The 13,175-nt window shown below is 63.9% G+C and carries 10 protein-coding genes; 8 read left to right on the top strand and 2 right to left on the bottom strand.

Annotated features, from left to right (window positions below):
- The first annotated feature begins 24 nt into the window (after positions 1 to 24).
- Positions 25 to 1,098, top strand: a complete 1,074-nt coding sequence (gene aroC / locus ACZ5TH_RS10295) for a chorismate synthase (RefSeq protein ID WP_464793838.1) — start codon at positions 25 to 27, stop codon at positions 1,096 to 1,098.
- 400 nt (positions 1,099 to 1,498) lie between these two features.
- Positions 1,499 to 2,287: a PhzF family phenazine biosynthesis protein gene (locus ACZ5TH_RS10290; RefSeq protein WP_464793837.1), complete on the top strand. Its 789-nt coding sequence runs from the start codon at positions 1,499 to 1,501 to the stop codon at positions 2,285 to 2,287.
- Between the two features lie 43 nt (positions 2,288 to 2,330).
- On the opposite strand, the gene ACZ5TH_RS10285 is transcribed toward ACZ5TH_RS10290, so the two are convergent.
- A complete protein-coding gene (locus ACZ5TH_RS10285; RefSeq protein ID WP_464793836.1) occupies positions 2,331 to 3,065 on the bottom strand; it encodes a hypothetical protein in 735 nt (244 codons plus the stop codon).
- Between the two features lie 509 nt (positions 3,066 to 3,574).
- On the opposite strand from ACZ5TH_RS10285, the gene ACZ5TH_RS10280 reads away from it, so the two are divergent.
- From ACZ5TH_RS10280 to ACZ5TH_RS10265, 4 genes are all read left to right on the top strand, one after another.
- Positions 3,575 to 4,879, top strand: coding sequence for a beta strand repeat-containing protein (locus ACZ5TH_RS10280; RefSeq protein WP_464793835.1), 1,305 nt, complete (start codon positions 3,575 to 3,577; stop codon positions 4,877 to 4,879).
- Positions 4,880 to 6,641: 1,762 nt separating this feature from the next.
- The gene (locus ACZ5TH_RS10275; protein ID WP_464795099.1) at positions 6,642 to 8,408 is read left to right on the top strand and encodes an autotransporter family protein; all 1,767 of its coding nucleotides are present in this window, start codon (positions 6,642 to 6,644) and stop codon (positions 8,406 to 8,408) included.
- Between the two features lie 110 nt (positions 8,409 to 8,518).
- Positions 8,519 to 8,806 carry a hypothetical protein gene (locus tag ACZ5TH_RS10270; RefSeq protein WP_460986894.1) on the top strand — a complete coding sequence of 96 codons (288 nt, stop codon included), beginning with the start codon at positions 8,519 to 8,521 and terminating at the stop codon, positions 8,804 to 8,806.
- Positions 8,807 to 8,812: 6 nt separating this feature from the next.
- Positions 8,813 to 9,076, top strand: a complete 264-nt coding sequence (locus ACZ5TH_RS10265) for a DUF5818 domain-containing protein (RefSeq protein ID WP_464793834.1) — start codon at positions 8,813 to 8,815, stop codon at positions 9,074 to 9,076.
- Positions 9,077 to 9,490: 414 nt separating this feature from the next.
- On the opposite strand, the gene ACZ5TH_RS10260 is transcribed toward ACZ5TH_RS10265, so the two are convergent.
- The gene (locus ACZ5TH_RS10260) at positions 9,491 to 10,618 is read right to left on the bottom strand and encodes a serine hydrolase domain-containing protein (protein ID WP_464793833.1); all 1,128 of its coding nucleotides are present in this window, start codon (positions 10,616 to 10,618) and stop codon (positions 9,491 to 9,493) included.
- 38 nt (positions 10,619 to 10,656) lie between these two features.
- Between ACZ5TH_RS10260 and ACZ5TH_RS10255 the strand changes: the two genes are divergently transcribed.
- Together ACZ5TH_RS10255 and recQ are read left to right on the top strand one after the other, a co-directional pair.
- Entirely contained in the window at positions 10,657 to 10,977 is a 321-nt protein-coding gene (locus ACZ5TH_RS10255) for a hypothetical protein (protein WP_464793832.1), read from the top strand.
- Positions 10,978 to 11,303: 326 nt separating this feature from the next.
- Positions 11,304 to 13,076 carry a DNA helicase RecQ gene (gene recQ / locus ACZ5TH_RS10250; protein WP_464793831.1) on the top strand — a complete coding sequence of 591 codons (1,773 nt, stop codon included), beginning with the start codon at positions 11,304 to 11,306 and terminating at the stop codon, positions 13,074 to 13,076.
- Positions 13,077 to 13,175: the final 99 nt, after the last annotated feature.

Genomic DNA, 13,175 nt, shown 5'->3' with positions numbered 1-13,175 from the left:
GATCCGGGCGCCAAAGGGCAGGGCATGAGCTTCAACACCTTCGGCCGCGTATTCCGCTTCACCACCTGGGGCGAAAGCCATGGTCCAGCCATCGGCGCGGTCGTCGATGGCTGCCCTCCCGGCCTGCCGATCAGCGAAGCCGACATCCAGCCCTTCCTCGATAAGCGGAAGCCCGGCACGTCGAAGTTCACGACCCAGCGCCGGGAGCCGGACGAGGTCCGCATCCTGTCGGGCGTGTTTGAAGGCAAGACCACCGGCACCCCGATCAGCCTGATGATCGAGAATACCGATCAGCGGTCAAAGGATTATTCGGACGTCGCCAAGGCCTATCGCCCCGGCCATGCCGACTACGCCTATGACGCCAAATACGGCTTTCGCGATTATCGCGGCGGCGGCCGTTCGTCGGCGCGCGAAACCGCCAGCCGTGTGGCGGCGGGCGCGGTTGCCCGGCTGGTCCTGCCGGAGGTCGACATCTTCGCCTATGTCAGCGAAATCGGCGGCGACGCGATCGACTATGCGCGCTTCGATGCTGCGGAAATCGACAATAACCCCTTCTTCTGCCCCGACCCTGAAGCCGCCAAGCGGTGGGAGCAACTGGTGGACGGCGCGCGCAAGGACGGCTCGTCCCTTGGCGCCGTGGTTGAATGCGTCGCGTCCGGCGTGCCTGCTGGTTGGGGCGCGCCGCTCTATGCCAAGCTCGACAGCGAACTCGCCGCCGCGATGATGAGCATCAACGCGGTCAAGGGCGTGGAAATCGGCGACGGTTTCGCCGCTGCCCGCCTGCGTGGCGAAGACAATGCCGATCCCATGCGTCCGGGTGAAGAGGGGCCAGCCTTTCTTGCCAATCACGCAGGCGGCATTGCGGGCGGCATCTCGACCGGCCAGCCCGTGAAGCTGCGCGTCGCTTTCAAGCCGACCAGCTCGATCCTCATCCCCGTGGAAACGATCACGCGTGAAGGCGAGGCTTCCGACATCATCACGAAAGGCCGCCACGACCCCTGTGTCGGGATTCGCGGCGTACCCGTCGTGGAAGCGATGATGGCGCTGGTGCTGGCGGACCAGAAACTCCTGCATCGCGCGCAATGCGGCGGCGCATAACCGGCTGACACGAGCCGATTACCCGTTGAAAACCATGTTTGCGCGAGACGACTCAGTGAATCTGCGTTAACATCGTCAGCATCGATCGCCCGCGGGAGGGCGAGCGGCAGTGCGTAAGCCTGGGGAGCGTCATTCCTCACCGGCCTTCGGGCCAAACTTGGATTGACGGTCAAAGCGTCCCCTCAAGCCGCGAACACGGGCCAGCCATTTCATATGGCTGGCCCATTTCGTTTCCCCACCCACGTCATGCCAGCGAAAGCTGGCATCTCAGGCCCCTGCATCGAACGCCAGATCACTCTCCCCCTCGACGCACATCCAGACCAATGTCTCCTCGCTGGCCCTATCGCCCGGCGTCACCGCGCGTCATCATCGGCCTCACAAGCCAGCGGAAACCCAATCGATGACCAGCCTTCCCTTCACCCAGGTTGACGCATTCGCCGACGCGCCCTTCACCGGCAATCCCGCCGCCGTGATGCCGCTCGGCCGCTGGTTGGACGATGCCACCCTCCAGGCGATCGCGGCTGAAAACAACCTTTCGGAAACCGCCTTCACCGTTCCGACGCCCGATGATCCCGACGCCGATTATGCGCTGCGCTGGTTCACGCCCACGGTCGAGGTGAAGCTTTGCGGCCATGCCACGCTGGCGAGCGGGCATGTGCTGATGGGCGGCCGCACCGCGCTGCGCTTCCGCACCCGTGACGCGGGCGTGCTGACGGTTATGTGCGACCGGGATGGCTATGCCCTTTCCCTCCCCGCGTGGGACATGGAGCCGCGCGCGCTGCCCGATCTTGCGGCCGGGCTCGGCGGGGAGCCCCTCGAATCCCATTGGCGCGACGGCGGGTACAGCCTGTTCCTCTTCCCTGATGCTGCCGCCGTCCGCGCGCTCCAGCCTGACTTTGCGGCATTGACGGCGCTCGGTGACATCATGCTGATTGCCACCGCGCAAGGTGAGGACAGCGACATCGTCAGCCGCGTCTTCGTGCCCGGCGGCGGCGTGGACGAGGATCCTGTGACAGGCTCGGCCCATTGCCTGCTTACACCTTTCTGGGCGTCCCGGCTCGATAAGGTAAAGCTCAGCGCCGTGCAGGCATCTGCTCGCGGCGGCCGCCTCGGCTGCCGTCTGGACGGCGATCGGGTCATCCTGACCGGCGCCTGCCGCACGGTGATAGAGGGGCAGTTCCTGCTTTAGGCGAACGATATTGAGCTTGGCGGCAGCCGGGCCGCTTCAACCCTCAAGCCTCGTCGCCGAGCATCCCGATGATCGGGAAGATATGCCGGACCTTGCTGCGGTGAATGGACGCGGTCACCCGGTCCTTATACTGGGTCAGGCCGATCAGGTTGCGATCCCGCGCGCTCAGTCTGCCTATCGTCCAAAGCGACCGTTCCTCTTCGTCGCGCAGTTGCACGATTACGTCGGTATCGATGGACGCAGGCTTGATCCTGTCCAATATCACCCGCTCGCCTGCCCGGAACCTCGGCTCCATCGCTTCGCTGGGGATGTAGATAGCGAAATAGCGGCTCGCGTCGGCACGGCCGAATGGCGCGGGGATAAAGGCGGCTGGCTGGGTGAAGTCGCCCTCCCACATCTCCAGGTCGTTGGCGAGCGATATGCTGTCCTCGTCTGGGAACAGCAGCGACGCGGCATAGACCGGGATGGTCCTTTCACTCGGCATCGCAAAGGGCAGGGGCCGCTCTTTCACCAGATGAGTAGGTGCCGGTGAAGGGGTGGCGGTGATCCCTCTTGCCTCGCACATGGCGAATGGCTCGGGGAATGCTTCCTTGAGCTTGGATATGCTCCGCGCCGAAAGGGAATAGCCTACCGAAGGTGTGGGATAAATGCGCGTCAGCGTCGATGGGGCCAGCCCCGATCGGCGCGCTACCTCGGTCGCCGAAAGGCCGGTTTCCTCAATCAGACAGCTGATTAGCCCCCGTGCTTTCTGCTGATCCCACTCATAATCAAAAGGCATGTTTTCCTGCGCCTGCTCTGGGCACACCCGTGCGACCACCTGGAGAAACGACGATCGCAAATCTTGCGTCGCCTTTTGTTCGTTGTTGTTTCTAGAAGCGTTCACACCGCTGTCGCAAACCTGCCAAGTGCATATTGAACGATCATACAATTTGCGCACTTAAGAATCCAGAATTTTCATGGAAAAGGCCAAAAGCCCGGCCTAAATCCGTCAAATCTCGGAGCTATTTGCGCACATCTTTGCGACGCCGCAAAAAGCGATTGCGAACCAATGCGATTGCGCATAGGAGATTTGCGCAAGTTGCGCACACGCACGTGAAGTGCGTCTAGCAATGTGCAGGGGGTGAAGGGGATTTCACCGCGCATATCAGATGCGGCAGGTCGGGTGGTGTCGTCCCGGCCCGGATGTCCCCTTGTGCCGTCTGGCTTTGCGGCTTTGCACGATGACTAGGGGAATAAAGAATGAGAAATAACTCGAAACTGCATCGGATGCTGCTCTTGTCAGCCTCGATGCCGGCGATGGCGCTCCTCGCCAACGCCAGTGGAGCCTCAGCCGCTCCCGCAACTGTGAACGTGCCCACCGGCGCGGGTACAAGCGCCGCGGTGAACGCCAGCATCGATGCCGCGATCACCACTCCTGCAAATCCTGACCTTACGGTGACGATCGCCTCGGGCGCGGACATCAGCGGCGGCAGCGTCGGCTATGATTTCGTCGCGGGCGGCTATGCCGCTGGCGAGGGCGATGGCGCTGTTTCACTGACCAACGATGGCCTGGTCACCGGCATCGCTTTTGGCGGCGTCGGTAGCACTGCCGCTGCGAACAGCTTCACCGCCACAAACAATGGCGAAGTCACGGGCAGCATCAGCGCAACGGACTTCGGCGGCACGGCTTCGGTCACCAATAACGGTTCGGTAGGCGGCAGCGTATTCGGCTCGGCCTATGGTGATGTTGCGCTCGTCAACGGTCCCGCGGGCGAAGTCGGCGGCAGCCTGATCGGCTCAGCCCTCGATACCGCCAACGTCTCCGTCACCAACAACGGTTCCGTCGATAGCGACCTTGTCGGCACGGCAACGACCGGCTCTGTCACCCTGGCCAATAGCGGCTCGGTCGGCGGCAGCGCCTTGGCCTCGACCACTGATGGTGCCATCTCGATTACCAATGCGGCCGCTGGACGGATCAGCGGCGACGTAGATGCCGATTCGGACACCGGCGCGATCACCATCGCGAACAATGGCCAGGTCCTCGGCCAGACTACCGCATCGAGCGGCAGCACGGTCTCGACCAGCACCGGTCCCACGGTCACCGTATCGGGAACGACCACGACCACGCAGTCGAGCAGTTCGAGCGAAACCGTCGGCGGCGACGTCACCGGCACCTATGCGGGCATCAACGGCTCGCTGAACTTCGGCACCGGCAATGACGGCAGCGTCAGCCAGTTCTCCGCCGCCAACAGCACTGCGACAGTCAGCGGCAGCGTCTATGGCGACGTGTCTTCTGTAGCCCAGGGTGGGTCATCCGCAACTGCCAGCACGGACGTTGCGACGGACTCCCGCGATGGCGCAGGCACCGGAACGGTCGTCGCCACCAGCCTCGACACGACCGATTTCGCCACCACCGGCGGCACGAGCACCGTCAACGTCAGCGGTACGGTTGCGCCCGGGCGATTCCGGCCGCAACGGCGATGTGTTCTCCTCCGGCAACGCAGGCAGTGCGGTCAACGTCAACGGCGGCCAGATCTCGGGCAACGTCACCTCGACGAGCCAGGGCTTCGCCATCAACCTGACGAACGCCTCGGAAAGCACCGACACCTATGACGCTGGCGTTCTGCAGGGAACCAGCTCGTCCGCCAGCTCGCAGTTCACCCAGAGCCAGACCGGCGGTGCGGCTTCCGTCGCGCTTCAAGGTGCGGCGAATGTGGGTGGCAACGTGAATGTTACGGGCACCGCTTCGGCATTGGCCGACATCGGCGCGGATGCAGCTGTCGCTGGCAACGTGTCTGTCAGCACCGCGCAGGTCGGCCCCTTCGTCTTTACGCCCGCTGACGTGGCATTCGCCACCTCCGAAACGCGGACGGTAGACGCCGCTGGAGATGGCACGGCTACTGTCACCACCACCTCGACGCAAACGGCTCCGGCCGCTGCTGGCAACGCCACGCTCAACAATGCCGGACGCATCGATGGTGACGGCAGCGTCACCTCGGCTTTCGGCAACGCGAGCGCCAACATCACCGGCTCGGTCGGCGGATCGGTCTTCGCCTCGTCGGGCACCGACCTGTCAAACAGCGAGAGCGTTGACAATTACAGCGTCACTGGCGGTATCGACACGCTGACGACCAGCACGCAAACCAACAGCTTCACCTCCGCAGGTGGTCAGGCTTCGGTCGTCGTGGATGCTCCCTCGCAGCAGGGCGTGCCCAGCGTGGCGGGCAACGTCTTCGCTTCCGGCGTAGGCGGTGCATCGATCACCATCGGCCAAGGCAGCGTCATCGGCGATGCCAACAACGGCACCGGCGGCAACCTTTTCGCCAGCAGCTCGGGCTTCGACAGCAGCGAAGAAACCGTCACCACCTATGCGGCTGATGGCTTCACCCCCGTCAGCGTCGTAACGACGTTCACGGGTCAGCCGGTCGGCGCCGCGGCTTCGGTCACGAACAACGGCACTGTCCTTGGCGATGTCGATGTCGAAGGTCTGGCCTCCGCCTCGCTCGTTAACAATGGCTCGCTCGGCACGCCGGGTGCGGGCAATGTGTTCAGCGTTTCCGCGTTGGACGGTGGCGGCTCCGCGACGATCACCGACACCAACCCGACCGACGCTGGCACCCGCACGATCGCGGCAAACGTCACGGCGGCTCCGGCAGGCGGCAACGCCAGCTTCACCAACAACGGCATCGCCTTTGGCGACGTCGAGCTGGAAGGCGTCACGGGTGCTGTCACGAACAGCGGCATCCTGACGGGCAACACGACGCTCGGCGGATCGGTGTTCAGCGGCACGGCTACTGTCGATGCGACGGTCAACACGACCGCCGTCACCGTCACGGCTGCTCCTGCGGCTCAGACCTACACCGTCGATCAGAACGGCATCTCGCGCGGTTTCACCGTGACGGGTGCGGCATCGACGCAGGGCGAAGTCGCCTCCGAACTGGCGTCGCTCGTTTCGCCAGCGGTCCCTCTGAACGCATCGCAGGTTGATCCTGCCGCGTTCAACCTGGCCGTAGGTGGCGAAGCTGCCGTCAAGACCGCCGATATCAGCGCGACGATCAACCTCAACAACGGGTCGATCACGCTCGGCGACATCGACGCACAGCGCGACGACAGCGGGGCCTATCTGACCGACACGACCGTCAACCTGAACGGCGGCGGTTTCCTGGGTGCCAGCGAGCTCAAGATCGCGGGATCGACCGCAACGTCGAACTTCACGCCGGTCGCGACCCTGCCGGAAGAAGCGGAAGGGCTGTTCAACCCGACGCCGGTTCGCGTGCTGGGCGTCAACACCGTCAACAAGACGGGCGCTGGCACCTTCGTCGTGACGGGCTCCGAATATGTCCCGGCTGAAGGCTCCTCGCCCGCAGCCTGGACGATGGATGTCGGCAACCTCAACGTGCAGGCTGGCGAACTCCAGCTGGACGTTGCTTCGGACGATGCGGTCTTCGGTATCAAGGGCAACATCAACAATGATGCGACCCTCGTCCTCGGCCGCCGCGCACCGACCTTCATCCGCACGGTCGGCAACAGCATCGTCACGCCGGGTCCCGAAGCCATCAAGGGCATCGAAGTCTATCAGCAGGGCAACTACACCCAAACTGCCAACGGCACGACGGTCGTAGGCGTCAACCCCTCGCTGGTCCGCTTCGGCAGCCTGAACGTGAACGATGGCGGCTCGGCTCCGGAAGTCCTGGGTCCGATCACCGGCGGCGTCAGCATCCCCTACTTCACCACTCCGACCAATGCCGGTGTCTTCTCGACCCCGTCGTCCGTCACGGTGGATGGGAACCTGAACCTGGCTGGCAAGGTCGCGGTGACCGTGTCGAAGGACAGCCTCTATTCCACGGGCGACGGCTACACGCTGTTCACCTACACCGGAACGGGCGACGTCACGGCAACTGCAACCCCTTCGCTTAGCTCGCAGTTCGTCACCTTCGGCCTGAAGCATGACGCAACCGCCAAGACCGTGGCGATCGAAGCGACCCGCAACAGCTATGCCGTCGGCGCGACAAACCGCAACGCGGCTGCCGCCGCTGTGGGCCTCGACAGCGCTCTGGCTGACGTCATCGCCCGGGTGAAGACGGATGCTGCTGGTGGCAACGGCTTTGCTTCGGTCACGGAGATCGCCAACGCTCAGGACATCGCCAACATCGCGGCCGGTCTCGACTGGCGCCTGAACAGCGCTCAGGCGGCGCAGGTCTTCAACGAGCTTTCCTCGGCGGAGATCTACGGTTCGCTTGCTGCGGTGGATCAGAACGCGGTCTTCAACACCACGGTCAACCGTCTGGCGGCACGTCGCGGTTATGGAGAGGCTCTGGGCACCCAGCTCTGGTTCAACCCCTCGGCTAACTTCGCCAAGACGGGCGGCACCCGTTCGGGCGCGTCGAAGATCAAGACCAACAGCTATGGTGGTGCCTTCGGTATCGACGTCGCTTATCAGGAAGACGGCGCCTTCGGCATCGGCTTCGGCTATGGTCAGCATGACGTAACCGCTCAGGGTTCGCCGGAAGAAGCGCAGGTCCGCACCTACACCATCGGTGCCTATGCGACGCAGGGCTTCGGTCCCTTCTACGGCAGCTTCCAGTTCGCCTACGGCTTCTCGAAGTTTGAAGTCGAACGCGACCTGACCCTGCTTGCCCGCACGATCGAAGGCAACTTCAAGGGTTCGCAGTGGGATGCCAGCCTGGAAATGGGTTATGACTTCGCGGCCGGTAACGGTCTCGTCGTAACGCCCTTCGGTAAGCTGGCGCTTCGCCGCTGGTCGATGAACGGCTTCACCGAAAAGGGTGGCGCAGGCATCGGTCTCAACGTCGAAGACGCGTCGAAGACGGTCTTCTCGCCGGTCATCGGCGTGAAGGCAGGCGCTCTGCTGGGTGATGTCGATGGTGTGGCTTACCGCCCCTATGCCAAGGTGCAGTACAGCTTCCAGGGCAACATCGGCAGCGATCGCACCGTCCAATATGTGGGCGGCGGCAATGCCTTCAACCTGAAGGGCGTCGATCCCGATGGTCATGGCCTGATCGAACTTGGCATCGACACTTCGGTGAACAAGCGTGTCAACCTGTTCCTGTCCGGCGGCTACGGCTTCGGTGGGCACAACAGCCTGGCTCAGGTCCGCGGCGGCATCAGCTTCGGTTTCTGATCCAACCCTCCTCATGCACTGGGCGCGTCGATTTCGACGCGCCCTTTTTTTGCTCCAGCTACCGTGCTGGCAGACCATGACATTCCAGGATTGGAACGACGGGCATGAATATGAAATGGGAACACTATGTCGCTGACATGCTGATCGAGCGGCTAAGGCAACATCATGTTGAGCTTCTGACGGGCGAACAGGAAACGATATGCTTCTTCGTCGATCCAACGTCCCCATCCACCCGTCGTTGGACAGTCAGTGATTATGACAAGGGCGTGGTCGATGGCGCCATTCGCGAACTGCAACATCTCATCCACTCGTCCCCGCTGCTCAAACGTGCCATATTCGATCGACTGTCGGCGTCAGGCAGCGCCGAAGGGGCGCACCGCCAGCGGGTTCGGGGATAGGCCGCGATGCCCAAAGGGACATGGCATGTGGAAACCGGAATATTGCGCATCGGCCAATGGGGCTATGCGCTGGAGAGAGATGATGGCGGCACGTGGCAGCTTGACGCCCCCCGATCGGCGCGACGCTATCTCGACAGGCGAGTGACGGTAGAGGGCAGGCGGTCGGGCTTTGACCTGCTGGACGTGCATCGCATCTGTCCCGGCGACGGTCTGCGGAAACGGCTGCCGCCTGGCTGGTCGGCACTATTTGGGCGCTTCAGCCTCGGCTGACGTGGCGGCCTCTATAGCGTGATCGTTTTACACGGAAGCATGAGCATTAGGGCCGATTTTCCGTCACCCCGGGCTCGACCCGGGGTCCCGCTGCCTCGGCAGCATCAGAAAAGAAGTGGAACCCCGGATCCAGTCCGGGGTGACGATCACTCAAACATCATCATGCTTTAGCGAGCGGACGCAGGCCCAGACGAGTTCGCCATCATGCAACGCCCTGTTGTCAGCGCTACCTCCCACCACCGTTCGCGCTGGAGCTTCGGCTTAACGGCGACTGATATCTTGCATGTGGCGCGTTCGTGGGCTGTCATCCGGGCCTGATCCAGATGTCCTCGGCGAGGCGCCATAGCATCGTGCCTTGTATCTGGATCACTCAGCCCGATGACGGGGCATATTAACATCCGGCGGAAATCACCCTCAGGCAGGAAATAGCCGCATCAATCTTGCCAGCCCTTGCTTCACGGCCGTTCGCTGCTCCTTTTCCGGTGACGCCCCGATCCGAACGATCGTCAGCGCCTGACCCGGCGACACCAATATATATTGCCCCCCATGTCCTACACAGCCGAACAGGCTGCGCGGCGCATCCCCCGGCATCAGCACGCTTTCCTCGCTTTCGCGGTTCAGCCACAGATGCGCGCCATAGGCCGCATTGCGCCCTGAAGGCGTGCGCATGAAATCGACCCATTTTTCCGGCACGATCTGATGCCCGTTCGGCCCGCGCCCATGGTTCCGCAGCAGTTCGCCAAAGCGTGCATAATCGCGCGCCGTCATATGCAGGAAACTGCCCCCTATCATCGTGCCCGCCGCGTCATATTCCACCGTCAGGCTCTTGATCCCCGCCGGAATCTTCAGCCGTCCATCGATGAATGTCTGCACTGCCTGCCGCCGCACATCGGGATCGGGATTGCTGGTCAGCATCCGCGCCATCAGGTCGCCGAGGATCAATGTATTGCCGGTCGAATAGGAAAAGCGCGAACCCGGCGAATGTGCCAGCGGCTTCGCCTCGGCAAAGGCGCTCATGTCCTGCGCGCCGTCGGTGAACAGCATCCGCACCGTGTCCGCCTCGGCCAGCGGCTCGTCATCCTCGACATGGTCCAGCCCTGACGTCATGGCGAGCAATTGCCGCAGCGTAATCTTTCCGCGCGGATCGCCCGGCTGGCCCCATGCTGCGACCGGCACCGGCGAATCCAGGGCCAGCCGCCCGTCAGCAACCATCAATCCGACCAGCACCGCCGTCACGCTCTTGCCCATCGACCAGCCAAGCAGCTTGGTCTCCGGCCCGAAGCCGGGTGCATAGCGTTCCGCGACGATCTCGCCGCGATGCATGACGATCAGCGCCCGCGTCTCACCGACATCCTCGTCGCCGTCGAACAGCGGATCGATCGCCGCGCGCAGATCGCCTTCATTCACGCCCGCATCCGCCGTCACGCTATAATCCGTCTCCGGATCGGCGGCGCGCACGGCGAGGCCCCCCGCCAGCGCCAGCAGCGACAAAATGGCAGCACCTGCGCCAACAGCCTTTACGCTTTTCCGATCGATCTTCATAAGCCGCGCCCTTAGCACGGCTCATCGGAAAGGGGAGCATGTCCGGACGCCCGAAATGGATTTATGCGCTCGCCGCCATCGTCGCGCTGCTCGTCCTGCTGCTGGCATGGAACTGGAGCGCCCTGCGCGCCCGCGCCGCCGTGGGCGCGGGTTTTGGCGCGCGTGTCACCTGTTCCTGCCGTTATGTGGAGGGGCGGGCAATAAACAGCTGCAAGGGCGACAAGGAACCGGGCATGACCTTCGTCACCCTCTCCGACGACCCCGAATCGCGCAGCGTCGAAGCCAGCGTCCCCCTTCTTGCTTCCCGCACGGCGCAATACCGCAAGGGCTGGGGCTGCCTCCTCGACCCAATCGACTAGGGCGCGCGGAAGCGCCGAAGACCCAAAATAGCGCGCCGTGCCTTTATATGGGTCACTAACCCCGTTCGGGCTGCCCGAACGAGTCACTTGCCTCGTTCGAATGTCGAAGCCCTCTTCTTTCCAAAGAAGTTGAACCAGGACGCGAACGGTAATGGGGGCAGCGCCGATTAAGACGCGATGCCCTAAAAGCGTTTCGGCCACAGCGCTCGGCAAACCCTCTGCCCGCAAATCCACAGCACAGCCACTTTATCAGCCCACCTGAAGCGCGACCTTCTTCCGTCGCGCATCTGCATTGCCTCGCCAGCCGAACCCGCTACAGCCGCCGAATGCGTTCGGACATCCCCAGTCTCCTCCACGACATTTTCGGCTTTCCCGGCTTCCGCGGCGTACAGGAACAGGTCGTCGGACGCGTCATGGCTGGCCAGCCAACGCTCGCCATCATGCCGACGGGCGCAGGCAAGTCGCTTTGTTACCAACTCCCCGCTGTCGCGCTCGATGGCTGCTGCGTCGTCATCTCGCCCCTCATCGCCCTCATGCACGACCAACTCCGCGCGGCGCAGGCGGTCGGCATCCGCGCCGCCAGCCTGACCAGCGTCGATGCCGACTGGCGCGAAACTCAGGACCGTCTGCGCAATGGCGACCTAGACCTGCTCTACGTCGCACCCGAACGCGCAAGCGGCGAAGGTTTCCGCAGCCTCCTCCGCTCGGCAAAGATCGCCCTCTTCGCCATAGACGAAGCGCATTGCGTATCCGAATGGGGCCATGATTTCCGCCCCGACTACCGCCTGCTCCGCCCCCTGCTGGACGAGTTCCCCGCCGTCCCGCGCCTCGCGCTCACCGCCACCGCCGATCATCACACACGCGACGACATCCTCGTCCAGCTCGGCATCCCGCGCGAAGGCCTCATCATCGCGGGCTTCGACCGCCCGAATATCCGCTACGCCGTCCACCCGCGCGACGGCCTGCCGCGACAGCTGTCCGATCTCATCTCCGCCAGCGAAGGCCCCGGCATCGTCTACGCCCCCACGCGCGCGGCCACCGAAAAGCTGGCTGACACCCTGACCCGCACCGGCCGCCCGACCCGCGCCTATCATGCCGGGCTAGACCCCGCCATCCGCGCCGCCAACCAGGCCGCCTTCATCGCCAGCGAAGACATGGTCATGGTCGCGACCATCGCGTTTGGCATGGGCATCGACAAGCCCGACGTCCGCTTCGTTGCCCACGCCGCGCTGCCCAAGTCGATCGAGGGCTATTACCAAGAATCCGGCCGCGCCGGCCGCGACGGCGAACCGGCCGAAGCACACCTCTTCTGGGGCGCCGACGACTTCGCCCGCGCCCGCCAGCGCATCGCCGAACTGGACCCCAGCCGTCAGCAGGGGGAACGCACCCGCATCACCGCCCTCGGGGGCCTCGTCGAAACCGGCACCTGCCGCCGCGCCATCCTCCTCCGCCATTTCGGCGAGAACCCGCCGATGAGCTGCGGCAACTGCGACAATTGCCTGAATCCCCCGCCCAGCATCGACGCGACCGAAACCGCGCGCAAATATCTGTCCGCCGTCTATCGCACCGGTCAGAGCTTCGGCACCGGCCATATCGAGCAAGTCCTGACCGGCGCCGTCACCGACCGCATCCGGGAACGCGGCCACGACAAGATTTCCGTCTATGGCATCGTCTCCGGAGAAGAGGCAGCGCTCCTCCGCCCAGTCTCCCGCGCGCTGCTCGTAAAAGATGCTTTGCAAACTAACGAACATGGCGGCCTCGAACTAGGCCCCAGCGCCCGCCCGATCCTGCGCGGGGAGGAGGAGGTCAGCCTGATCCTCCCCCCACGCCGCGAACGCCGCCGCCGCAGCGCCCGTAACGGCAATCCGGAAAACCCCGTCGGCGATCCGCTGTTCGACGCCTTGCGCGCCTGCCGCCGCGAACTGGCGCAGGAACAGGGCGTGCCCCCCTATGTGATCTTCCACGATTCCACCCTGCGCGAAATGGCCGAACAACGCCCCGCGACACTCGCCGAACTCGCCCACATCAGCGGCATCGGCCAGCGCAAACTCGACGCCTTTGGCGACGCCTTCCTCGCCGCCATCCGCCCCTTCCTCTAACTACGTCCTCGCCCCTTCAGGAGAGAGGATAGGCAGCCTTGCTGCTTCAGCAGCTAGGCGAACTTGGAGAGGGGGAGGGCGGATGCCCCCCCTGTGCCC

The sequence above is a fragment of the Sphingobium sp. TomTYG73 genome (genome assembly GCF_055394245.1).
The sequence above is the reverse complement of the archived record's forward strand: the minus strand, read 5'-3'. Positions and strand labels throughout refer to the sequence as shown.